The following is a 23,561-nucleotide window of genomic DNA, read 5'->3' as shown; positions in this document are numbered from 1 at the left end:
CCGTTTTATCTGGGGCTTACATCACATCGAATCCCCGGCCTCCCATGTTTGGACGACGGTAGTCCGACATGCTGGAATGCCTGAACTGCCCAATAGTCAAAGACGTACTCACTAGTCGATGGCGCACTGGGCTCTGAGAGACTGCGGCACAACGTTGGTGCCGACCCCGCCGAGAGGTTGTTGGTCGAGTGAGGCGAAGCAAGAACGGTCCCGAGCCGTCGGCCCGGGGCAACTTCACCCCGCCGCCGCGCGGTGCGGCGCCCGCCCCTGTGCCCGGTTCGGATCCGACGGCCACGCCCGCTCCGAGCGGCAGCCGTCTCTCCCCGCGCAACTGGCGCGTGCCGACCAGGCTGAACGCGATCCTGCTCATACCCGTGCTGGTCGGCCTCGTCATGGGCGGCTTCCAGGTGAAGAGCTCGATCGACACCTGGCAGCAGGCCGAGGACGCCGAGAAGACCGCACGTCTGGTCCGGGCCGCCCTGACCTACGGCGACGCCCTCTACAACGAGCGTGACGTCACCGCCGCCCCGCTGCTGTCGGGCCTGGGCGAGGACGACAAGACGGTCGTCGCCGCGCGCAAGGCCACCGACACCGCCGCCGACGCCTTCGACGAGGCCGCGCAGAACATGCCGCAGAAGGCGGGTCTGCAGCGCCGCCTCCAGCTGTTCCGCGAGGTCGAGCCCGACCTGCAGACGCTGCGCACGACGGCGTACACCTCCAAGCGCACCGGCGTGCAGACCGAAGAGGGTTACGTCCAGGTCGCGCACCCCCTGATGGAGTTCGCCAACGAGCTCGGTCTCGGCACCGGCAACATCACCAGCTACGGCCGTACCGTCTACGCCATCGCGCTGACCAAGGCCTCGCTGTCGCTCGAGCGCTCCATCGGTATGCACCTGCTGATCAAGCCGGGCCCCGAGGCCGGCGATCTGGCCGCCCAGCGCACCGCGCTCACCTCGTACGCCTATCTCGAGGGCATCGCCATCGAGGAGTACATCGGTGGTGGCACCGAGGCCGACGCCCAGAAGCTCGACACCCTGCAGAAGCAGGCTCAGGCGGACGGCAAGGCGCTGGCCGAGGAGACCGCGAAGCAGGACCCCAAGTACGTGCCGGCGCCGTCCGACACGGCCACGTTCGTCAGGTACGTCGCCTCGCTGAACTCCACCGACGAGTCCGAGCGGGAGGCGCTCGCCACCAAGGGCGTCACCGCGAAGAACTGGTGGGCGTTCAACACGCTCAAGTACAAGGTCTACCGGACCATCGAGTCCGACATGACCGACAAGGCGGTGGCCGAGGCCTCCACCATCTCCGACGACGCCAAGCGTGACGCGTTCATCGTGGGTGCCGCCGTCGTGGTCGCCCTGCTCCTCGCCTTCATCCTGGCCGGTGCGGTCGCCCGCCAGATGTCCCGCTCGATGCGCCAGCTGCGCAACGCCGCGTTCGGCATCGCCGAGCAGCGCCTGCCGATGCTGGTCGACCAGCTCTCCCGTACCGACCCGGGCCGGGTCGACACCCGGGTCGCGCCGATCCCGATCAACTCCACCGACGAGATCGGCGAGGTCGCCCGCGCCTTCGACCAGGTCCACCGCGAGGCCGTCCGGCTCGCCGCCGAGCAGGCCCTGCTGCGGGGCAACATCAACGCGATCTTCACCAACCTCTCGCGCCGCAACCAGTCGCTGATCGAGGGCCAGCTGACCCTGATCACCGACCTGGAGAACAACGAGGCCGACCCGGACCAGCTGGAGAACCTCTTCCGCCTGGACCACCTCGCGACCCGTATGCGCCGCAACGGCGAGAACCTCCTCGTCCTCGCCGGCGAGGAGCCCGGCCGCCGCTGGGACCAGCCGGTCCCGCTGGTCGACGTGCTGCGGGCCGCCTCCTCCGAGGTGGAGCAGTACGAGCGCATCGAGCTGCAGGGCGTCCCGGAGGCCGAGATCCACGGCCGCGCCGTGACCGACCTCGTGCACCTGCTGGCCGAGCTCCTGGAGAACGCCACGACGTTCTCCTCGCCCCAGACCAAGGTCCGCGTGACCGCGACCCGTCTCCCCGACGGCCGCGTGATGATCGAGATCCACGACAAGGGCATCGGCCTGACCGCCGAGGACTTCGCGGACATCAACCACAAGCTGGCCAACCCGCCGACCGTGGACGCCGCGATCTCGCAGCGCATGGGTCTGTTCGTGGTCGGCCGGCTGTCCGACCGGCACGGCATCCGCGTCCAGCTCCGCCCCTCGGGCGAGCAGGCCGGTACGACCTCGCTGGTCATGCTGCCGGACGCGATCACCCACGGTGGTGGTGGCGGCGAGCAGCAGTCTCCCGTCGACGAGTTCACCGTCTCGCAGATCATCCCGGAGCAGAGCTTCCAGGGTGAGGACTTCAACACCGGTCTGCCGATGCGTACGGCCGCCGAGCTCGGCTTCGACGACAGCCGCTACTCCGAGGTCCCGGACGACATCCGCGAACTGGACCCCGTGGGCCGCTCCCTCATGCGTGAGGAGCGCCGCGCGGCCCTGGAGGCCCAGACCGGCCAGCCGTCCCTGGAGGCCGCCTCCAACGCCTCGTACGGCGAGGAGTTCGACGCCCGCCAGGCCGCCTACGAGAACGGCAACGGCGGCTTCCAGCAGCCCCAGGGCTACGCGGAGCAGCAGCAGTCGGCGTACGCCGAGCCGCAGCCCGCCGCGTACGAGGAGCCCCAGCAGGCGTCGTACGACGAGCAGTACTTCGCGCCGAACGGCTCGACGCCGCAGAACGACACCTTCGCGCCGAACGGCGGTTACCCCGAGCCCGCGTATGCGGAGCCGGCGCAGGAGGAGCCCGCGGCCGTCCACGCCGCCGCCCCGGAGTCCTTCCCGGCCTTCGAGGAACGGCGCTACCAGGACGACTGGCCGCAGCAGGAGACCTACCAGAACGGCTACTCGGACCAGTACGCTCCCGAAGCGGAATCCGCGCAGGCCGCTGACGTGAGTGAGCGGGACCGCGTAGGCTTCGAACGTCCGGAACCGGCTTCGTCGGCCGCCCACGACCTCACCGAGGCGGGGCTCCCCCGCCGCGGTTCCGCCGGGGGCGGGGCGAACGGCAAGGCCGGTGCGAACGGCACGAGCACCGGCACGGGCAGCCTGTTCGAGTCGCGGCACTCGAGCCAGACGTCGGCGGCCTCCGGACCGGAGAGCAACGGCAACGGCAACGGCGACTGGCGTTCGGCCAACGACGAGCGCTGGCAGCAGGCTTCGGCGCTGCGCAAGCCCAAGGCGGGCGGGGTCACCTCCTCCGGTCTGCCGCGGCGGGTACCCAAGGCCAACCTGGTCGAGGGCGCTGCCGAAACCACCCCCCAGGGGGGCCCACAGGTCTCCCGCGCTCCCGAGGACGTCCGAGGCAGGCTGAGCAACCTGCGCCGCGGTGTCCAGCGGGGTCGCAGCGCAGGAAGTGAAACGAACGGCCAGGCCACCAGGAATCAGCACGGTGGTCCTGACAGCACCTACAACCAGGAGCGTTAGTGTGAGCCCGATGAGCCAGGCGGCACAGAACCTGAACTGGTTGATCACCAACTTCGTGGACAACACCCCCGGGGTGTCTCACACGGTGGTGGTCTCCGCCGACGGACTCCTTCTGGCGATGTCCGAGGGTTTTCCGCGTGACCGCGCCGATCAGCTTGCGGCCGTCGCCTCCGGGCTGACCTCGCTGACCGCCGGCGCCTCGCGCATCTTCGAGGGCGGCAGCGTGAACCAGACGGTTGTGGAGATGGAGCGGGGATTCCTGTTCATCATGTCCATCTCCGACGGTTCCTCGCTCGCGGTGCTGGCCCACCCGGAGGCGGACATCGGCCTCATCGGGTACGAGATGGCCCTTCTGGTGGACCGTGCCGGCACGGTCCTGACGCCCGATCTGCGTGCGGAGCTTCAAGGGAGCCTGCTCAACTAACAGACAGACGGTGCGTTTTGGCGTCCCGGGGCCGTAAGGTTTCGGGACGCGGCTCCACAGTGATGCGGCGCCCGGCACAGTCGGAGGAGGAGAGAAAGTGGCAACACCCCCAGGCGGTTCATCGTCGGGCAACTGGTCGTACGGCCCCGGACAGGGCCAGAACGACGGTGCCCAGAACCCGAACCGTTACAACTTCCCCTCCGCACCCAGCCAGCGGCAGCCGTACACGCCTCAGGGCCCCCAGGGTCCCGGCCCGTCGCCGTACGACCAGCCGCCGGCACCGCGCATCCAGCCGGTGCAGCCGCAGCGACGCGCCCCTGAGCCGGCGCCCGCAGGGGCGTCGAACAACCCCTTGGTGCGCCCGTACGCCATGACCGGCGGACGGACGCGCCCGCGCTACCAGCTCGCCATCGAGGCGCTGGTGCACACCACCGCGCAGCCGCACCAGATGCAGGGCCAGTTGCCCGAGCATCAGCGGATCTGCAACCTCTGCCGGGAGATCAAGTCGGTAGCCGAGGTATCGGCGTTGCTGACCATCCCTCTCGGCGTGGCCAGGATCCTCGTCGCCGACTTGGCGGAGGCGGGCCTGGTCGCCATCCATCAGCCGGGCGGCGACGAGAACGCCGGCGGCCAGCCAGACGTGACACTGCTCGAAAGGGTGCTCAGTGGACTTCGCAAGCTCTAGCGGCGGTCCTTCCCGCTCCACCACCTCGGCGAAGATCGTGGTGGCGGGTGGCTTCGGCGTGGGCAAGACCACGTTCGTCGGGGCCGTCTCGGAGATCAACCCGCTGCGTACCGAGGCCGTGATGACGTCCGCTTCCGCGGGCATCGACGACCTCACCCACACCGGAGACAAGACGACCACCACGGTCGCCATGGACTTCGGCCGTATCACCCTGGACCAGGACCTGATCCTGTACCTCTTCGGTACGCCCGGTCAGGACCGCTTCTGGTTCATGTGGGACGACCTCGTGCGCGGCGCGATCGGCGCGATCGTCCTGGTGGACACCCGCCGTCTCGCCGACTGCTTCCCCGCGGTCGACTACTTCGAGAACTCGGGTCTCCCCTTCGTCATCGCCCTCAACGGCTTCGACGGCAACCAGCCGTACAACCCGGACGAGGTGCGCGAGGCCCTCCAGATCGGCCCGGACACCCCGATCATCACGACGGACGCCCGCCACCGCGCGGACGCGAAGAGCGCGCTGATCACGCTGGTCGAGCACGCGCTGATGGCACGGCTGCGGTAGGTCTGCGACGCGAGAACGCGACACGGCCCCTGTGGCTCCCTCGGGAGGCACAGGGGCCGTTCCCGTCCGGCCGGGTCATCACGAGGGGGGAACGTTCATGGCGGCGGTCGTCGAGGGAGCCGGGCTGGTCCGGCACATCGAGCGCATCGCGCGGGAGCAGGGCGTCGAACTAGGCGTGATACGAACGGTGTCCGGGCACGACCCCGGTGCCGAGATCGACGCCGAGCGGGGCAGGGCGAGCGTGCACCCGCGTGCGGAAGGGCAGTTCCAGGTACGGCTGTGGGTCCACACCCTCTTCGTCGGCTCGGAGGGCTGGTCGACCGACCTCGGCGCGGTGGTGACGGTCGTGGACCTGTGGCGCCGGGGAGCGCGTCTTCGGGAGCTGCACGAGCGGTTCCCGTTCATGAGCTGGAGCGCTCTGGCGCAGGGGTTCGAGGACGGTGAGCCCGCGGCGGCCAAGTGGCGCGAACTCCTGGCCAGCGACTGGCATCTGCGGGACCGCCCGTTGCTCAGGGCCGGCCACGCCCACCCCGAACTGCGGGCGTTCTACCCGGACATGAGCCACGGGAGCCTGATGCTGTGCCGCAGGCCCTTCGACCTCGAATCCGGCCTCGCGAAGATCATGCCCTTCGCGCCGGACCACTATCGGGTGACCATGCTGCCCGCCGGTCTCCGGCGTGAGGTCACGTCGCTCGACGAGGCGCTGGAGCTCGCGGCGCGCTGGTTCCGGGAAACGCAAACCCCGCCCTCCCGGTGAGGAGAGCGGGGCTGTAGCGCCTTGAAGGGCTCAGCGCCAGCTGTGCGGGGCGCGGAAGCCGCCCTCGCGCTCCAGGCGGCGCCAGCCGGCCCTGGGGCGGCCTCGGTGGGACTGGTCCGTGGTGGCGGGCTGGGCGGCGGCGCGGGCGAGGAGGATGGCCGTGATGGCGGCGACTTCCTCGGGTCCGGCGTGGCCCTTTTCGACGCGGATGTCGGGCAGGTTCATGGGTCTCAGTCTCCGGGAGAGAGGTTTCCGCGAGGGTGTCGCGGAGGGTCCGCTGGGTTACTGCGGGGGGTTGCCGTGCTTGCGGGAGGGCAGGTCGGCGTGCTTGGTCTGGAGCATCGCGAGGGACTTGATGAGGACCTCGCGGGTCTGTGCCGGGTCGATCACGTCGTCCACCAGGCCGCGTTCGGCCGCGTAGTACGGGTGCATGAGCTCGGCCTTGTACTCCTTGACCATCCGAACCCGCATCGCCTCGGGGTCCTCCGCCTCGGCGATCTGACGGCGGAAGATGACGTTGGCGGCACCCTCGGCGCCCATCACGGCGATCTCGTTCGTGGGCCACGCGTAGGTGAGGTCCGCGCCGATGGACTGGCTGTCCATGACGATGTACGCACCTCCGTACGCCTTGCGCAGGATCAGCGAAATCCGCGGCACGGTCGCGTTGCAGTAGGCGTAGAGCAGCTTCGCGCCGTGGCGGATGATTCCGCCGTGTTCCTGGTCGACGCCCGGGAGGAAGCCCGGGACGTCGAGGAAGGTCACGATCGGGATATTAAAAGCGTCACACATCTGGACAAAGCGCGCAGCTTTTTCGCTCGCCTCGATGTCCAGTACGCCCGCGAGGGACTGCGGCTGGTTGGCGACGATGCCGACGACCTGGCCGTCGAGGCGGGCCAGCGCGCAGATGATGTTGCGCGCCCAGCGCTCGTGGACCTCCAGGTACTCGCCGTCGTCGACGATCTCCTCGATGACCTTGGTCATGTCGTACGGACGGTTGCCGTCCGCCGGGACCAGGTCGAGGAGTACGTCGCTACGGCGGTCCGACGCGTCCGTGGACTCCACGCGCGGCGGGTTCTCGCGGTTGTTCTGCGGGAGGAGGGAGAGGAGGTAGCGCACCTCGGCGATGCAGGTCTCCTCGTCGTCGTAGGCGAAGTGGCAGACGCCGGAGGTCTCGGCGTGCACGTCCGCGCCGCCCAGGCCGTTCTGCGAGATCTCCTCACCCGTGACGGCCTTGACCACGTCCGGGCCGGTGATGAACATCTGCGAGGTCTCACGGACCATGAACACGAAGTCGGTCAGGGCGGGGCTGTAGGCCGCACCGCCCGCGCACGGACCGAGCATCACCGAGATCTGCGGGATCACCCCGGACGCCTTGGTGTTGCGCTGGAAGATGCCGCCGTACCCGGCCAGCGCCGAGACACCCTCCTGGATACGCGCACCCGCACCGTCGTTCAGCGACACCAGCGGCGCACCGGCCGCGATCGCCATGTCCATGATCTTGTGGATCTTCGTGGCATGAGCCTCACCCAGCGCACCACCGAAGATCCGGAAGTCATGGGCGTACACGAAGACCGTGCGGCCCTCGACCGTGCCCCAGCCGGTGATGACACCGTCGGTGTAGGGCTTCTTGGCCTCCAGGCCGAAACCGACCGCGCGGTGCCGGCGCAGCTGCTCGACCTCCTGGAAGGAACCCGCGTCAAGGAGCAGCTCGATCCGCTCCCGGGCGGTCAGCTTGCCCTTGGCGTGCTGGGCCTCGGTCGCCTTCTCGCTCGGGCCGGCCAGTGCCTGCGCACGGATCTCGTGCAGCTCGGCCACTCGCCCGCGTGCGTCCGTCGGCTCACCCGGCGCGTCATCCAAAACGGTCATGTAGCGACCTTACGAAGCACGGCAAGGAAAGCGGGCCGTCGACTCCGTACAGTCTCCGGCCCGTTTTCCTGGTACCCCTGAACAGAACCTCGGCGGCATGCAGCCGTTCCGACTGCTCAGAGGGCATGTCGCTTGTAGGGGTCACACAAAGGCGTCAGAGGAGAGCCACCTCACAACGATGGCTCGCACATGCCATCCCCGGAGTGACGCGGAGGCGCAGACGGCGTCCCGTGGAGAGGGTCTCGATCGAGTCGTCGGACCGGAGCACCTCGCGCACCGGGTGGCCCCAGGTGATCTCCAGCGGCTCTCCCGTGCGCGGCGGCTCGCTCACGCAGAGGGTGGCCGTGCGGCCCTGGCGGCGGACCAGCACGCTCGCCCCCGCGGAGGCGGTGAGCGGGCCCGCCGTACCGGCCTGCCAGAAGTTGGCCGCCGTCAAGCCGAGGGAGGGGACGTGGACGGCCTGGCGGGCGCTGTCGTTGGCGAGGACCGACAGCCAGTGGTGGTCGGCGGCGCGGGCGACGACCGTACGGCGGGACGCGCCCGGCAGCAGGACGTAGACGTACGACGCGTCCGTCGGGTCGGTGCCGTGGTCGAGCCACAGGGTCTGCCAGCGGCGCGTGGCCCGCTCCGTCGTACTGGTGGTGTTGATGTCGGACCAGGCGCCGGTGCGGTCCTCGCGGAGGGTGCGCAGTTCGCCGTACGGGACCAGCCAGCCGCCGTGACCCTCCAGGTGGGCCCAGCCGCGGCCCCGTACGAGACTCTGTGTGCCGCCCTCCCCCAGGTTCCGGTTGTCGACGACCGTCTCCACCGGGACCCCGTCGGTGCAGCTGATCCCGGCGCCCAGGCAGATCACCGCGTCCGCGACGCAGAACCATGACTTGCGGGCCTGGAGGGTCGAGCCGAGGCCCTTCAGGTGCTGGCCGACCGCCGCGTACTCGCCGTCGGTGGTGCCGCCGGCCCAGCGGACGTCGGGCTTGGGCTCACCCCACTCGCCGCCGGCCTTGTCGGGGAGGCGGAGGGTGGAGACGGTCGTGCCCGGGAGGCGGTACCAGTCGACGGTGGGCCAGTACCAGTCGGTGTACTGGTCGGCCCGGCCGCCGTCGCCCTCGGCCCACCAGTAGAGCATTCCGGCGCCCGTGTGCCAGCCGCGCGGGTTCTCGCCGTTGCCGCACTCGTAGTGCGCGATACGGTCGCTCGCCATGGCGATGTTCGCGACGAAGCCGGGGCGGCGGTGGACGGCGCGGTCCATGGCGGCGAAGAGGTGGTGGCCGACCGGGTCGGGGGCGGCGGGGACGGGTGAGGCGGCGACCGCGTGGAGGCGCGCGAGGTCGGCGACCGCGAACTGACGGGCCGTCAAGATCGGTGCGACCGTGTCCCGTTCGATCCAGCCCTTGACACGGCCGTACCAGCGCTCCCGTTCCGCCGTGCTCGCCCCGCCCGCGAGGAGGGCGACGGCGGCGATGACGCCCTGGCCGTGGAAGTGGTCGCTGCGCATGACGTGGCGGTCGTCGCTCTTGAGGTGACCCCGGCTGACGGCACGGCCGTTGACGCTGTCCATCATCAACCCGTCGTGGATCAGAGGGGCGTAGGCGTGCTCGACGCTGTCGAGGACGATCTGGCGGTTCGGGTCGGTCACCTCCCACTCGGAGCCGGCGAGGAGGGTGAAGAGGCGGCCGAGGCCGTCGAGAAGGACCTGGCCGTACGTGCCCGAGTAGGCGACCCAGGTGTGCTGGACGAAGGAGCCGTCGGCGTGGAGGCCGTCGCCCTGGACGACGTACGGGAAGACGGGTGAGAGGGCGTCGCGGGCGAGGGCGATCTTTTCGGGGGCCTTCCCGAGGATGCCCCGGAGGGCGACCGAGCGGCACAGGTCGACGCGGTTGGCGCCGGTGGAGGTGCCGGAGTAGTCCGTGAGCATCGCGTCCGGGATGAAGTGGTCGACGGCGGCGCAGGCGGCGGCCAGTCGGTCCTCGGTGAGGTGGTCGTGGAGGGCGGCCGTGAGGTCCATGAGGAGGCGGGGGCTGCCGATCTGCCACTCCCACCAGTTGCCGTAGCGGGCGGTGGCGGGGTTGTAGATCGTCGCGGAGAGGTGGTCGAGGCCGCGGAGGATGTCGGTGAGGAGGGTCTCGTCGGCGGTGGAGCCGGTGCCGGGCTGGAGGTAGGCCTGGGTCATGGTCCACAGGCAGCCGTAGCTCCGGGTGATGCCGGACGGGGGGTCGTACGGCTGGCCGGGCCAGAGGGAGGTGGGGGTCGGGGTCATCGTCGTACGGAAGGTGCGGGCGAGGGTGCCGGTCTCGGCGAGGCTGGCGGCGTAGGGCTCGGCGGTGGGGTCGTAGCCGGTGCCGAGGGCGAGGTCGAGCCAGCGCAGGCGCAGGGCGGCGTAGGGGTCGGGCGCGCCGGCGCGGGCGACGGGGGTCGCTGTGGTGAGGAGCGCCGCGGTGAGTAAGGCGGCCCGACGGGTGAACCTCAGGGGGCCTCTGTGGTGGGGGCTCATGACCTGGGCATCTACCCACCTCAGCGTAATCACGCCAACACTTCTCGGATGATGTTGAACATCGAATGGAATAGGTCTACCGTCGTCCGTGTTGGGTAATTCAACGTTCAACTTCCTCGCTCGACTCACCCACTCCTAAGGAGCACGTCATGGCGAACACCGACCTGACCGCCCTGACCGGCGACTACACGATCGACGCGTCCCACTCGGCGATCGGCTTCACCGTGCGTCACGCCATGGTGACGAACGTCAAGGGCAAGTTCCTCGACTTCAGCGGCTCGCTGCACCTGGACGGCGGCGACCCGTCCGCGTCCACGGCCTCCATCGACGTCAAGATGGACAGCATCGACACCGGTTCCGCGGACCGTGACGGCCACCTCAAGAGCGCGGACTTCTTCAAGATCGACGAGTTCCCGACGATGACCTTCCGCTCCACCAAAGCGGAGGCCCTGGGCGACGAGGACTACCGCATCACCGGTGACCTGACGATCCTCGGCACCACCAAGCCCCTCACCATCGACCTCGAGTTCAACGGCGCCGCGAAGGACCCGTTCGGCAACGAGCGCGTCGGCTTCGAGGGCAAGGCGGAGATCAAGCGCTCCGAGTGGGGTCTGACCTGGAACGCGACCCTGGAGACGGGCGGCGTGCTGGTCTCCGACAAGATCAAGCTCCACTTCGACATCTCGGCGATCAAGAACGCGTGACGTTTTCCGCCTGAGCGTGCCCGCCCTCGTGCTGTTGGGGGCGGGCGCTCGTGTTGTCGGGGGCGGGCGCTCGTGGTGCGGGCGCCTTCGTCACGCCGACTCCAACTTGGCGACGGCCGCGGCAACCTGAGCCGCTCGGCTCTCCGGGGTGAGCGCCTGCAGCACGCCGAGCATGACCTGATACCGGGCACTCTTCCCGAGCGCCTCGAAGGCCGCCCTGGCCCGCGGGCTGTCTTCCAGGGCGGTGGCGAGGCCCTCCGGCACCGCGGCCTCCTTCTGGGACGGATACGCCGCCGTCCACCGCCCGTCCGCCCGCGCCGCCTCGACCTCCACGAGGCCGGCCTCCCGCATCCGGCCCTCCTCGATCAGCTCCGCGACCCGGCGGACGTTCACCATCGACCACAGGCTGCCGCGCCGGCGCGGGGTGATGCGCTGCAGGAAGTACGCGTCGTCGAGCGCCTTGCGCTGACCGGTGATCCACCCGTGGCACAGGGCGACGTCATTGACCTCCTCCCAGGTCACCGAGGGGATGCCCGAGCCCTTCTTGGCGACCTTGACCCACAGACCGGGGTGCGGGGCGGGGTGGTCGGCGAGCCAGGCGTCGAGGTGGGCGACGGATTCGAAGGGGAGGGGGCGGGGGTGCGGGGGCGAAGGCTCGGGGCTGGTCATGGGGCCACGGTAGGAAGGAAAGAGGACGGATTCTGTCCTATACCCGGCGGGCTCGAGGCCGGGGCCGTGGAGTGACCGTGGCCGGGACCGCGAACGTGGACGTGGCTGAATCGCACCCCTTGCTCGGGCTCTCGCGGCGTTCTCATAATCCTTCAACAGTTTTGACTTGCCCATGTCAGTCGATGGGCCTTCCTTTGCTGTTCCCGGCTCTTGGCTTGGCATGGGCACGTCAGCATCCACCCCCCACGGAAGGCAGAACGTTGAAGAGACTCCTCACGGCACTCAAGAGATGCGCGGCCGTCGGTGCGGCCGCGCTCGCGATCGCCAGTCTTCAGCCCGTGTCGGCGGCGCAGGCGGCTCCCGCGCCCGTCGTCGGTGGGACCAGGGCCGCGCAGGGCGAGTTCCCGTTCATGGTGCGGCTGTCCATGGGGTGCGGCGGAGCGCTGTACACCCAGCAGATCGTGCTCACCGCCGCGCACTGTGTGAGCGGGACGGGCGCGAACACCAGCATCACCGCCACGGCCGGCGTGGTGGACCTGCAGTCGACCTCCGGGCGGGTTCAGGTGCGGTCGACGTATGTGTACCGGGCTCCCGGTTACAACGGGGACGGCAAGGACTGGGCGCTCATCAAGCTGGCCCAGCCGATCAATCTGCCGACGCTGAAGATCGCCACGACCACGCAGTACAACACCGGGACGTTCACCGTCGCCGGGTGGGGTGCGGCCACCGAGGGCGGGTCTCAGCAGCGGTACATGCTGAAGGCGACCGTGCCGTTCGTGAGTGACGCCACGTGTCGGTCGTACAGCGGGTACAGCGGGCTCATCGCGAGCGAGGAGATCTGTGCCGGGTACGCGTCCGGCGGGGTCGACACCTGCCAGGGCGACTCCGGCGGTCCGATGTTCCGCCGGGACGCGAACAACGCGTGGATCCAGGTCGGCATCGTGAGCTGGGGCATCGGCTGCGCCCGGGCGAACGCGCCCGGCGTCTACACCGAGGTGTCCACCTTCGCCTCGGCGATAGCGTCGGCGGCCGCGTCTCTCTGACGCGCGGCTTCTGCCGTACGAACTTCCGCGGGCCCGGCGTGTGATGCGCCGGGCCCGTGGGTGTTCGTGTTCGCGGAGCCGGGTGTTCGTGTTCGCGGAGCGCGTCCCTGGTCCGGCAGAGCCCGGGATCGTCCGGGATCGTCCGGGTCAGAAACCCCCTCCGAAGTCCCCTCCCCCGCCGAAGTCGCCGCCGCCACCGAAGTCGCCGCCGCCGAAGCCGCCGCTGAAGTCGTCGGTGTTGAAGTCCGCGCCCGAGATGTCGCCGCCCTCGTAGCCTCCGCCGCCGAAGTCGCCGTAGCCGGAGCCGTAGTCGGCGGCGTAGGCCGGGGCGGACATCATGCTGCCGAGCATGGTGCCGATGAGGAGGCCGGGGAGGATGCCGCCGCCGAAGTAGCCGCCGGCCCAGGGGCCGTAGGCCGGGCCCGCGTCCCAGTAGGGGCGGCGGCCGTCGGCCGTGTCGACCTCCCGCATGACCGGGTCCCTGCCGTCCGACAGACGGGTCGCGTCCGCCGCGCAGACCGGGACCTCGCGGGGTTCGCCGGAGGGGGGTGTCCAGGTGGCGTCGGTCACCGATGGGCCGTGGCGGGGGTCGAAGAAGCACGGGGGACGGCGTTCGGGGAGGGGCCTGGACTCCCGGCGGGCGGCCAGTTTCGCGAGGGAGAAGCGGCCGTCGTCCAGGGCCTGGGTGACCGCCCTGACCTCTTCCGGTTTCCGCACCCCGGCCATCAGGCGTTTCGCCTGGTCGTAGGCGTCGAGCGCGTGCTCGTAGTCCTCGCGCATCGCGTCGGTCGCGCCGGGTTCCGAGGGGTGGAAGTCCAGGCGGTCGAGTTCCTCGCCGAACGCCGTGATATCCTCGTCGACGACCACCCGCAACTTCTCCAGCGCCGCCCGCTGTTCCTCCTCGTGGCGGCGGCGGTTACGGCGGACCAGGGCGTACGCGCCCGCTCCGCCCGCCGCCAGCACGGCACCCGTGGTGATCAGCGCCGCCGTGGGGACGCCGTCGCCGCCGGAGGACGAATCCCAGCCGGCCGGGGCCGAGCCGCCCATGTTCGCCAGCGCCCGGTCGGTGAAGTCGTCCAGCTGGGTCTTGGCGTCCGTCTCCCCCTGGACACTCGTCACCAGGTTGCGCACGGCGTCCCGCGGCAGCACCGCCCCATCGGCGCCCGCGTTGAACCGGTCGCCCACGCGGACGGCGTACAGGCCTGTCACACCGGTGGCCGTGCGCAGGTTCTGGAGAAGGGTGTCGGTGTTGGGGAAGTCCGCCGGCAGGACCGCCACGAAGAGCGGCTTGTCCGCGTCCTTGATCTGCTTCGCCAGTACGTCGGCCTCCCCGGACGACAGCTGTCCGGAGGCTGCGGGGTCGACGTAGACCGGGCTCTCGCGCAGCGCTTCGGCGATCGTCGAGACGCTCGTCGCCGCCGAGGCGGGCGTGGGGGCCGTCAAGAGGAAGGTGAGGGCCGCCACCACCAGGGCCGCCAGCAACCCTGGGAGGCTTCGGGTCCGTCGGACGGACTTCATACTTCGACGCTACCCGAAGCCTCCCAAAACAGCCTCGGCCGGTTGTCGACGAACAAGCCTCAGCCGGTCGCCGACAAACAGGCCTCAGCCGGTCGTCGATGCCTTGTACGCCTCCGTCAGCTTCTCCACCGCCTTTCCGTACCGTCCGGTGAGGAGGAGGTGGTCGGCGTCGGCGAAGGGGGCCGCGAACGCCGCGGTGATCTTCTGCCTCTGCTGGACCATCAGCCGCGCCTTCTTCACCAGCGCCCGGCCCGCGTCATCGGCGCCCGCCTTCTCCGCCGCCGTCGCCGCGATGCCCAGCGCCCGCAGGGTGGCCGTACCGCCCTCCGGGACCTTGGTGAGGGTGGTCAGGCCCCAGCCGTACGGGAACTGCGGGTCGTACGCCGCGTCGCCGACGTTGATCGGCAGCTGGGCCTCCGACTTCGGCCAGGTGAGGGGGAGCTGGCCGGTGAAGGGGCGCTTGCCGTAGACGACGTCCGCGACGCCGTCGCCCTCCGTGCCCGGGAGCCAGGAGGCCACCAGGGCGTCGATCGCGTCCAGGCGGTCGCCGATCAGCTGGGGGCGGCCGGAGACGATCAGCACCGCGCACTTCATCGCCGCGCACACCTTGTCGACGGCCGCCTTGTCCGAGTCGGACAGCTGAAGATCGTGGCCGTTGCCGACGTCTCCCTGCCCCTCGGCGTACGGGGTCTCGCCGACCACGACCACACCGACGTCGTGGCCGGTCAGCGGGGCGGAGGCGTCCTTGGAGTACGTGATGTCACCGCCGGCGCCGCGCAGTCCCTCCAGGATCGTCGTGCCGGGGACGGTGTCCCCTGAGGCGCCCTGCCAGGTGACGGTCCAGCCGCCGGTCTGGTTGCCGATGTCATCGGCGTTGGAACCGGCCACGTACACCTTCTGCGACTTCTTCAGCGGCAGCAGCCCGCCCGCGTTCTTCAGCAGTACCTGCGACTCGGCCGCCACCTGCCGCGCCACGGCCCGGTGCCCGGCGGAACCGATCTTCGAGGCACCGCTCGTGTCGGCGTACGGCTTCTCGAAGAGGCCCAGGCGGAACTTCTGGGTGAGGATGCGGGACACGGCGTCGTCGATGCGCTGTCCGGTGACGCGTCCGGCCTCGGTCTCCGCGACGAGGGCCGCGTGGAACTCCCGGAAGGCGTACGGGACCATCACCATGTCCACGCCCGCGTTGACGGACGTACGGACGTCGGAGGCGCGGTCGCCGGGGATCTGGTCGATGCCGTCCCAGTCGCTGATGACGAACCCGTCGAAGTCCATACGGCCCTTCAGCACGCCGTTGATCATGTCGGCGCGGGCGTGCATCTTCACCGGGCCCTGGCCGTCGCCGAGGATGTCGAGGGAGGAGAAGGACGGCATGACCGTGCCGACTCCGCGGTCCACGGCGGTCTTGTACGGGGAGAGGTGGACGGCCTCCAGCTGTTGCCGGGTGACCTTGGTGACGCCCTGGTCGATGGTGTACGTGCCGGTGGTGGAGGAGCCGTACTCGGTGCCGCCGTCGCCGACGAAGTGCTTGGCGGTGGCGAGGACCTTGTCGTCGTCCTTCAAGTCCTTTCCGTTCTTGGCCCCTTGGAGGCCCTGGATGATCGTCTCCATGGAGTCGACCAGGGCCGGGTCCTCGCCGAAGGACTCGTAGGTGCGGCCCCAGCGTTCGTCGCGCGCGACGCAGAGGCAGGGGGCGAAGTCCCAGGGGATGCCGGTGGCCCGGACCTCGGCGGCGGTCACCTCGCCTGTCCTCTGGGCGAGTTGGGGGTTCCTGGAGGCACCGAGACCGATGTTGTGGGGCGTGATCGTGGCACCGACCAGGTTGCCGTGGCCGTGGACCGCGTCGACGCCGTAGATGAGCGGGATCTGGAACCTGGTCGCCTGGGCGCGGAGTTGAAAGCCGTCGATCATCTTGGCCCAGGCCTCGGCGGTGTTGGGCGTGGGCGTCGAGCCGCCTCCGGAGAGAAGCGAGCCGAGGACGTAGGCGGCGATGTCGGCGGGGTCCGAGACCGCGCCGCGCTCCGCCTGGGTCATCTGGCCGGCCTTCTCCGCGAGGGACATCCGGGAGAGGAGATCGGCGACGCGCGCCTTGATGGGCAACTTGCCGTTCAGATACGGCAGTCCGTGCGCGTCGATGACGACCTGCGGAGTCTCGGCCGGGGGCTTGGCCCCGGTGACGGTGAGGTTGAGCGGGATCGTCTCGGCGGACTCGGCGGGCCTGTCCTTGAGGATCGGGACGGTGACGGTCCGGGCGGTGCCGGACGTCGTACCGGCCGGGAAGGTGAGAGTGCCGGAGACGGGGGTGTAGTCCTTGCCGGGTTCGGCGGTGCCGGTGGCGGCCGTCTCGTAGGTGACGGTGACCGGTTCGTCGAGGGGGGCGGAGCCGGTGGTGGCGACGGAGATGCGCACGGTCGCCTTGCCACCCTCGTCGGTCGGGTAGACGGCGGAGTCGGTGAGGACCGAGGCGCGCAGGGACTGGTCGGCCTTGCCGTACAACTCGACGCCGTCCATGGCGAACTGGCCGGGGCCGCCGGTGGGGAGTGTGACGGCGTAACCCCACATCTCGGTGAGGCCGAGGATCTGGTCGATACCGCCGACGGGCTGGTAGTCCGTCCGGTACGCGAAGTCGCCGAACGGGATCTCGATCTGCTTCCAGCCGGTGAAGTCGTCGGTGAAGGTCGTCGTCCACAACTCGGAGGCCTCGCCGTTGGCGCCGCCGTCCTTCAGCTCGAAGGCGATCTTCTTGCCGTTGTTCTGCCCTTCCCACCAGAAGCGGATGCCCCTGTGGGCCGACCAGTCGTGGGCGGGTTCGGCGAAGGCGTAGTCGTGGGTGAAGCCGCCGTAGCCGCTGATGTCGTAGGTGCCGGAGAGGACCTTCTCGCCCTCGGGGGCGTCTGCGCGGGCGCTGAGCTGGAGTGTCGGCGGGTCGTCGGTGTCGCCGCCCCAGGTGAAGATGCCCTCGGCGGGCGGGCCCTGGAAGGGGACCTCGCCTTCGAAGCGGTCGATGGGGACGGGGGTGGGGGCGGGGTCGGCGGCGGCTTGGGCTGCCGCGAGGGGTACCAGGCCGGCTAACAGGGTGACGGAGGCGAGCAGGGCGGTTCTTCGCATGGAGCTTCCCCCTGGGCTCTCGTTCGGCTCTCGTTGTTGACTGCCCGTGAGTGAACTGACGGCTCGCAGGCCCGTCAAGACATCGCGTCGGCCATTCCGGCACGTGGGGAACAGGGCTGATGTCGCTTCTCACCAGGCGCGTTGTGCGACCGCAATGGGAATGGGGCGTCATGGTGTTCGCGGGGTGGGATCGTCGGGGGCAGGGGTCGGTGGGGGTCGGTGGGGGTGGCGGCTGTGAGAAGACGGCGGGTTGTCGTCGAGGTGGCTCTGGTGGGTGGGGCCGTGGGGTTGTTGAGCGGGTGCTCGGCTGTCGATCTGCCGCTGGCAGGAGTACGGATCGAGGCGAACGGTGCGCCACATGCGCTGTTGCGGCCGTGCGGAGACGACGAGTACATCAATCCATCGCTCGACGGGTGGACGGGGTCCGCCGAGGACGGAACGAGCACCACGGGGTGGGAGGTCGACAAGGAGAACCTGCAGGGCGACGCAGACTTCCCGCTGTTCTCACCGCCCGCCGATTGGCAGGCCCGGCACCTGGGCGCGCAGTCGCTCCTCCCCAAACACCGGTATTCGCTGCGTTTCGGGCACTACATCACCCCCGACTCCTACAACGGGGTCGTCGAATTCTCCGCCGAGGACATCGGGAAACTGGAGCCCGGCCAGGTCTGGGCCGACGGCCGGGCGATGAGCCTCGACGAGTTCGAGGAGCTCGCTGAGGACTCCTGCTGAGGGCACTCATCCGAACTCGCACCACACCACCTTGCCGGGATCCCGTTCCCGTACGCCCCAGTTGTCGGCGAGCGCGGCGACGAGGAGGAGGCCTCGGCCGCCTTCCGCCTCTGCGGTGAGGTCGGGGGCGTCCAGAGTGCGGATCTCTCCCGGGCCGCTGTCCGCTACCTCAACGAGGAGGACTTCGTCGGTGGTGAGGGTCAGACCGGTTCGCGCAGTCGTTGGTGGAGCATGAGCAGGAGGCGTACAGCTTTCTGTCGTACCAGAGCCTGGCGATTCCAGGACTGCTCCAGACCCGGGACTACTGCCGGGCCGTCTTCGGCTACCGGTATCCGGCCATCGGCAGTGAGACGGCCGAGCAGTGGGTGAGCGCGCGTATGGAGCGCCAGTTGGTGCTTCAGCGGAAGCGGCCTCCTGTCTGCCACTTCGTCATCGAGGAAGGCATCCTGCGACGGCAGGTCGGCGGGCCGGAGGTGATGCGGGAGCAGTACCAGCAGATCCTGGACTACACCGAACCGGTCCACGTGAGCTTCCAGATCATGCCGACGGAAATGGCCCCGCACGCGTGTCTCGACGGCCCCATGGTGCTGCTGGAGACGCCCGATCACGACCGGTTGGTCTACCTGGAGGTTCAGCGCGCCAGCTTCCTCGTCAGTGATCCGGAAGAGGTCCGTGACTATGACCTGAAGTATGGAATGCTGCGGTCACAGGCCCTCTCGCCGGATGAGAGTGCGCGCTTCTTGCAGGGATTGCTAGGAGACCGATGAGCACCGCACTTCACTGGTTCAAGTCCAGCTACAGCGGCAGCGAGGGCGGCGACTGCGTCGAGGTCGCCACCCAGCCCTCCGCCGTCCACATCCGTGACTCCAAGAACTCCGGGCCCCTCTTCACTGTGGCACCCGGCACTTGGGACGCCTTCCTCGGGCTGGCCCGGCGGAGCAAGCGCAGCGTCTAGGCACGGCCATGACCGACGGGGGGTTTACGTGGGGCAGTGAGCCCGAGAAGGAGCTGTACAAGAAGGCGGTTCGGATCTGTCTGGCCGACGGGCGGCTGAGCGAACTGCTGGAGCAGCGGCCGGCGGTGACGGTCGAGGCCGTGGTGGAGGCGATGTGTTCGCCTTCCCGTGTCCAGGCGGTGACGGGCGGCATCCCACGCGCGTCTCTGACGGATTACCGCACCGCGCGTCGTAGAAACGACTGGTTCCGCTGGGCGCTGCCCGAGCCCCTGTCGCCGAGCAATGTCCGGGAGAACAAGAAGTTCCTGCCCTGGATCGCGGGGGTGCTGGCCTTCTGCGCCGTGACGGTCGCGCTGTTCTTTTCGAGCCTCCCGCCCTACGTCGTTCTGGGAATCCTCCTCTTCCTGCTCTTCGCCCCAGGGCTCGCGTTGGCCCGGCCTTCCATGCCGAGCCCGCCCGCCCCGGACCCCGGCGGGGGGCTGCGGGCGCTGCGCCTGGCGCTGCTGGGGCCTGTCACGCTCGGGCTGTGGCTGCTGGAGCGGTGGCGCGGGGCAGCGTGGATCGATCAGGTCTACTTCCATGGGCTGCACGCGGAGGTGGTGCACACCGTCGAGGAGCTCATCGGCGATGACCTCGGCACGCTCCTGGTGACCGGCAGCGATGAGGGACTGCGCTCCCAGCACCAGATGTCGTACGTCGTCAGCAGCCGCTCCGCATGGCAACTTGGCAGCAAGATAGACCAGTTGGCGGACGGCACGATCGCCGTGAGCGGTCCGCGCGGCGTGGGCAAGACGACGCTCATGCGCAGTGCCGTACGGTCGCGGGACTTCTCGGTCTTCGCACACGCTCCCGCCGCGTACGCCCCGCACGAGTTCCTGATCTCCCTGTTCGTCAGCGTGTGCCGGGAGTACATCACCAGGGCGGGCCACGAGGCACCCGAGCTGGTGCGGCTGTCGTATCTCCACCGGCTGCGGCGGACGGTCGTCGAACCGCTCAGAGGTCTGTTGCGGCTGCTCCCCTACGCGCTGCCCGCGGCCCTTCTCGTCGGCCTCGGACTGTTCGCGGTCACGAAGGAGTCGGTCGAGAGCGAGCACGGCGTATGGGGATGGCCGCACGTCTCCGACGCTCTGGAGCGACTCGGCCACTTCACGCAGGACGTGCTGCAGGGCAGAGCACCGGCGGCCGCCTTCGCCCTGGCCCTCGTAGGCGGGTTCCTGTGGGTTCTGCGCCACTCCAGATCCTTCCCCAGGATCCTCGGCGGATTCGGCAGGACGGCAGTCGAGGCGATGGCTTCCGGGCTCATCGTCGTCCCGCTTGCCTCACTTGTCTTCGACCCTGATATCCGGGACCACTTCAGCAGCACGGGCACAGGTCAGGTGCTGCCCCTGTTCGGGCTGGCCGCTCTCCTGCTGGCCGCCTGGCTCGCGGCGGGTTACTACCACCTTGAGTCCTCGTTCGACCCACCCAGGTGGCACGTGGGCGTCTGGTCGGTGGACTGGAAATGGTGTCTCGGCCTCTTCACGCTGCTGTGGCCCTTCCTCATGCTGGCTCTCATCGCCGCCAACGGGACGACCAGCCCCCTCCTCACCGACGACGAGACCCCGTTCCGGCTGGGCGCCATCCTCCTCGGGCTCCTGCTCCGCAAGCTCTTGCGCCGGTCGTGGTCGCCGCCACGCCTGGCGCCGCCGCTCGTCACCGCCTGCCGAGACCACCTCTACCGGCTCCAGACCGTGCAGAACTCCACCGCCGGCATGACCACGGGCGCCACCCAGTTCCTCACCCTGGGCACCTCCCACACCAGCGGCCTGACCTCGGTCCCGCCCAACTACCCACTCCTGGTCGCCGAGTTCAGGGAACTGCTCGGCCGGATCGCGCAGGACGAGCACGACAAGGGAAACCGGGTGGTCATCGCGATCGACGAGGTCGACCGTCTCGGCACCGACGCCCAGGCCCTCGCCTTCCTCGCCGAGATCAAAGGCATCCTCGGGGTGCCGCACGTGCACTACCTGATCTCCGTCGCAGAGGACGTGGGGGCCGCGTTCGTCCGCCGCGGCCTGCCGAACCGGGACGTCACCGACAGCTCCCTGGACGACGTACTCCATGTCATGCCGGGCACGCTCCGCGAGTCGACGGACATCCTGAAGCGCCGGGCACGGGGCATCGGCGATGCGCACATCGCGCTCGCCCACGCCCTGTCCGGCGGCATACCGCGAGATCTGATCCGCTACGGCCGACGCCTGCTTGAGGTGCGGACGAACAGGGAGCAGTCCGAACTGCACCAAGTGGCCCATACGTTGATCACCGAGGAACTGTCAGAGACGCTCGCGGGCTTCCGTACTCTGCTCGCCAAGCAGCAGTGGGACCGCAACACCATGGGCGTGCTGGGGTCGTTCCGCACGCTGGTGGCCCATCTGCGGGCCACCTGTCCCTGCCCGGGACCCGACCGCGACATGCGTCTCGCGCTCACGCACTTCGCCGCCCAGGAAGCGGCCGGCGTGTCCGACGAGTCACGACGCCTCGTCGACGAGGCCGCCGCCTACGCCTACTTCTCGCTCACGCTGCTGGACATTTTCGGACGGCGCGACTTCACCGCACGCCGGACGGTCGCCGCCCAGCATCCCGACGGACGTCTCAACCTGCTCGCCGAGGCCCGTCAGGAGCTGGGCGTCTCGCCCTGCAGCGCACGCACCCTCATAGACGACATCCGCAAGGCCTGGGACCTGGCCCCGGTCACCGCACAAGGCTCACTGCCGACCGTCGTGATCCCGGCGCCCCGGGGGACCATCTGCAACTGGCACCCCCGGCGCTGGTGACAGACCGGGAAACGGGGTCCTACTCCGCCGGCTCCACCCCCGCCCGCAGCAGACCGTAGGTGTACGCATCCTCCAACGCCTGCCAAGACGCCGCGATCACGTTCTCCGCAACCCCCACCGTCGACCATTCCCCCGCCCCGTCGGACGTGGAGATCAGCACCCGGGTCGTGGACTGCGTACCGTGCACGCCCTCCAGGATGCGGACCTTGTAGTCGACGAGGTCGAGCTTGGCGAGCTGGGGGTAGATCTTCTCCAGGGCCACCCTCAGCGCGCGGTCCAGCGCGTTGACCGGGCCGTTGCCCTCCGCCGTGGCGACGATGCGCTCGCCCTTGGCGAAGAGCTTGACCGTGGCCTCGTTGGCGTGGCTGCCGTCGGGGCGGTCCTCGACGATGGCGCGCCAGGATTCGACGGTGAAGTACTTCAGGGGCCTGCCCTCGACCTCGGCCCTCAGGAGCAGTTCGAAGCTCGCGTCCGCCGCCTCGTAGGTGTAGCCCTTGAGCTCGCGTTCCTTCACGCGCTCCACGACCCGGCCGACCAGTTCGCGGTCGCCGCCGAGGTCCACGCCGAGTTCCTTGCCCTTCAGCTCGACCGAGGCGCGGCCCGCCATGTCGGAGACCAGCATGCGCATGGTGTTGCCCACCAGCTCCGGGTCGATGTGCTGGTACAGGTCCGGGTCGACCTTGATGGCGGAGGCGTGCAGGCCGGCCTTGTGCGCGAAGGCCGAGACGCCCACGTACGGCTGGTGTGTCGATGGGGTGAGGTTGACCACCTCTGCGATCGCGTGGGAGATGCGCGTCATCTCGCGCAGCTTGCCCTCCGGCAGGACCTTCTTGCCGTACTTCAGCTCCAGGGCCGCGACCACCGGGAAGAGGTTGGCGTTGCCGACGCGCTCGCCGTAGCCGTTCGCCGTGCACTGGACGTGGGTCGCGCCCGCGTCGACCGCGGCCAGGGTGTTGGCGACCGCGCAGCCCGTGTCGTCCTGGGCGTGGATGCCGAGGCGGGCACCCGTGTCGGCGAGGACCGTCGAGACGACCGCCTGGACCTGCGCCGGGAGCATGCCCCCGTTGGTGTCGCACAAGATGACCACGCTGGCGCCGGCCTCCGACGCCGCTCTCACGACCGCCTTCGCGTACTCCGGGTTCGCGCGGTAGCCGTCGAAGAAGTGCTCGCAGTCGACGAAGACGCGGCGGCCCTCGGCGACCAGGAACGAGACCGTGTCCCTGACCATCTCCAGGTTCTCGTCCAGCGTCGTGCGCAGCGCCAGCTCGACGTGCCGGTCGTGGGACTTCGCGACCAGCGTGATCACCGGGGCGCCCGAGTCCAGCAGGGCCCTGACCTGGGGGTCCTCCGACGCCTTCCCGCCCGCCCGGCGGGTCGCACCGAACGCGACCAGCTGGGCGTGCCTGAAGTCGATCTCCGCCTGCGCGCGGGCGAAGAACTCCGTGTCCCGCGGGTTCGCGCCGGGCCAGCCGCCCTCGATGAAGCCCACGCCGAAGTCGTCCAGGTGCCGTGCGATGGCCAGCTTGTCCGCGACGGTGAGGTTGATGCCCTCGCGCTGGGCGCCGTCGCGCAGGGTGGTGTCGAAGACGTGGAACTGATCGTCGAGCTCGCTGGTTGCGGTCATGGTCTCAAGGCTCCTGAGGATGAAATCGCGGTCTGTACCGGAATGACCGGCTCCACCGTCCCCACATACTCCCTCGCGCTCTCGCCTCCGGCTGCGGGTGGGCCAGAAAAGCGAAAAACCTC

General features: G+C 69.6%; 18 protein-coding genes and 1 pseudogene. 11 read left to right on the top strand and 8 right to left on the bottom strand.

The features are described from left to right. Nucleotides 1-188 precede the first annotated feature (188 nt). From PH203_RS24890 to PH203_RS24870, 5 genes are all read left to right on the top strand, one after another. Nucleotides 189-3,491: a nitrate- and nitrite sensing domain-containing protein gene (locus PH203_RS24890; protein WP_289922710.1), complete on the top strand. Its 3,303-nt coding sequence runs from the start codon at nt 189-191 to the stop codon at nt 3,489-3,491. Between the two features lie 10 nt (nt 3,492-3,501). Continuing rightward, nucleotides 3,502-3,915 carry a roadblock/LC7 domain-containing protein gene (locus PH203_RS24885; RefSeq protein ID WP_004983065.1) on the top strand — a complete coding sequence of 138 codons (414 nt, stop codon included), beginning with the start codon at nt 3,502-3,504 and terminating at the stop codon, nt 3,913-3,915. Between the two features lie 97 nt (nt 3,916-4,012). Further along, nucleotides 4,013-4,600: a DUF742 domain-containing protein gene (locus PH203_RS24880; RefSeq protein WP_289922709.1), complete on the top strand. Its 588-nt coding sequence runs from the start codon at nt 4,013-4,015 to the stop codon at nt 4,598-4,600. Further along, nucleotides 4,581-5,162 (top strand): ATP/GTP-binding protein, encoded by a 582-nt coding sequence (locus tag PH203_RS24875; protein ID WP_026248371.1) that lies wholly within the window; start codon nt 4,581-4,583, stop codon nt 5,160-5,162. The genes PH203_RS24880 and PH203_RS24875 overlap by 20 nt, the downstream gene beginning before the upstream one ends. A 97-nt stretch (nt 5,163-5,259) precedes the next feature. After that, nucleotides 5,260-5,919, top strand: coding sequence for a DUF6193 family natural product biosynthesis protein (locus PH203_RS24870; RefSeq protein WP_289922708.1), 660 nt, complete (start codon nt 5,260-5,262; stop codon nt 5,917-5,919). A gap of 30 nt (nt 5,920-5,949) precedes the next feature. Here PH203_RS24870 and PH203_RS24865 read toward each other — a convergent pair whose 3' ends face one another. From PH203_RS24865 to PH203_RS24855, 3 genes are all read right to left on the bottom strand, one after another. Then, nucleotides 5,950-6,144, bottom strand: a complete 195-nt coding sequence (locus tag PH203_RS24865; RefSeq protein ID WP_289922707.1) for an acyl-CoA carboxylase subunit epsilon — start codon at nt 6,142-6,144, stop codon at nt 5,950-5,952. Between the two features lie 57 nt (nt 6,145-6,201). After that, complete coding sequence (locus PH203_RS24860) at nt 6,202-7,785, bottom strand: acyl-CoA carboxylase subunit beta (RefSeq protein ID WP_289922706.1); 1,584 nt, start codon at nt 7,783-7,785, stop codon at nt 6,202-6,204. A gap of 154 nt (nt 7,786-7,939) precedes the next feature. Further along, complete coding sequence (locus tag PH203_RS24855) at nt 7,940-10,276, bottom strand: polysaccharide lyase 8 family protein (protein WP_289922705.1); 2,337 nt, start codon at nt 10,274-10,276, stop codon at nt 7,940-7,942. Between the two features lie 149 nt (nt 10,277-10,425). Here PH203_RS24855 and PH203_RS24850 point away from each other — a divergent pair, with 149 nt between their 5' ends. Beyond that, nucleotides 10,426-10,980 carry a YceI family protein gene (locus PH203_RS24850; protein ID WP_289922704.1) on the top strand — a complete coding sequence of 185 codons (555 nt, stop codon included), beginning with the start codon at nt 10,426-10,428 and terminating at the stop codon, nt 10,978-10,980. A gap of 90 nt (nt 10,981-11,070) precedes the next feature. On the opposite strand, the gene PH203_RS24845 is transcribed toward PH203_RS24850, so the two are convergent. Then, nucleotides 11,071-11,649, bottom strand: a complete 579-nt coding sequence (locus PH203_RS24845) for a YdeI/OmpD-associated family protein (RefSeq protein WP_289922702.1) — start codon at nt 11,647-11,649, stop codon at nt 11,071-11,073. Nucleotides 11,650-11,909: 260 nt separating this feature from the next. On the opposite strand from PH203_RS24845, the gene PH203_RS24840 reads away from it, so the two are divergent. After that, nucleotides 11,910-12,692, top strand: a complete 783-nt coding sequence (locus PH203_RS24840; protein WP_289922701.1) for a serine protease — start codon at nt 11,910-11,912, stop codon at nt 12,690-12,692. Between the two features lie 147 nt (nt 12,693-12,839). Here PH203_RS24840 and PH203_RS24835 read toward each other — a convergent pair whose 3' ends face one another. Together PH203_RS24835 and PH203_RS24830 are read right to left on the bottom strand one after the other, a co-directional pair. Further along, nucleotides 12,840-14,210, bottom strand: a complete 1,371-nt coding sequence (locus tag PH203_RS24835; RefSeq protein WP_289922700.1) for a hypothetical protein — start codon at nt 14,208-14,210, stop codon at nt 12,840-12,842. An 84-nt stretch (nt 14,211-14,294) separates the two neighbouring features. Further along, nucleotides 14,295-17,318, bottom strand: coding sequence for a glycoside hydrolase family 3 N-terminal domain-containing protein (locus PH203_RS24830; RefSeq protein WP_289922699.1), 3,024 nt, complete (start codon nt 17,316-17,318; stop codon nt 14,295-14,297). Nucleotides 17,319-17,588: 270 nt separating this feature from the next. On the opposite strand from PH203_RS24830, the gene PH203_RS24825 reads away from it, so the two are divergent. After that, a complete protein-coding gene (locus PH203_RS24825; RefSeq protein ID WP_289922698.1) occupies nt 17,589-18,047 on the top strand; it encodes a hypothetical protein in 459 nt (152 codons plus the stop codon). Nucleotides 18,048-18,053: 6 nt separating this feature from the next. Here the strand turns inward: PH203_RS24825 and PH203_RS24820 are convergent. After that, nucleotides 18,054-18,236 (bottom strand): annotated as a pseudogene (locus PH203_RS24820) (ATP-binding protein); the annotation flags it as partial. Nucleotides 18,237-18,271: 35 nt separating this feature from the next. Here PH203_RS24820 and PH203_RS24815 point away from each other — a divergent pair. From PH203_RS24815 to PH203_RS24805, 3 genes are read left to right on the top strand one after another with little or no spacing between them, the layout of a single operon-like run. Continuing rightward, nucleotides 18,272-18,814, top strand: a complete 543-nt coding sequence (locus PH203_RS24815) for a DUF5753 domain-containing protein (protein ID WP_289922875.1) — start codon at nt 18,272-18,274, stop codon at nt 18,812-18,814. Then, nucleotides 18,811-19,002: a DUF397 domain-containing protein gene (locus tag PH203_RS24810; RefSeq protein WP_289922697.1), complete on the top strand. Its 192-nt coding sequence runs from the start codon at nt 18,811-18,813 to the stop codon at nt 19,000-19,002. Before PH203_RS24815 ends, PH203_RS24810 begins: the two co-directional genes overlap by 4 nt. 8 nt (nt 19,003-19,010) lie before the next feature. Beyond that, the gene (locus PH203_RS24805; RefSeq protein WP_289922696.1) at nt 19,011-21,815 is read left to right on the top strand and encodes a hypothetical protein; all 2,805 of its coding nucleotides are present in this window, start codon (nt 19,011-19,013) and stop codon (nt 21,813-21,815) included. 19 nt (nt 21,816-21,834) lie between these two features. Here the strand turns inward: PH203_RS24805 and cimA are convergent, their stop codons facing one another. After that, the gene (gene cimA, locus PH203_RS24800) at nt 21,835-23,439 is read right to left on the bottom strand and encodes a citramalate synthase (RefSeq protein WP_289922695.1); all 1,605 of its coding nucleotides are present in this window, start codon (nt 23,437-23,439) and stop codon (nt 21,835-21,837) included. Between the last annotated feature and the right edge of the window lie 122 nt (nt 23,440-23,561).

Origin of the sequence: Streptomyces sp. S.PB5 (assembly GCF_030403745.1) — a bacterium.
GTDB lineage: Bacteria > Actinomycetota > Actinomycetes > Streptomycetales > Streptomycetaceae > Streptomyces.
Note: the sequence above shows the minus strand (reverse complement) of the source record. Positions and strands in the feature narration are given on the sequence as shown.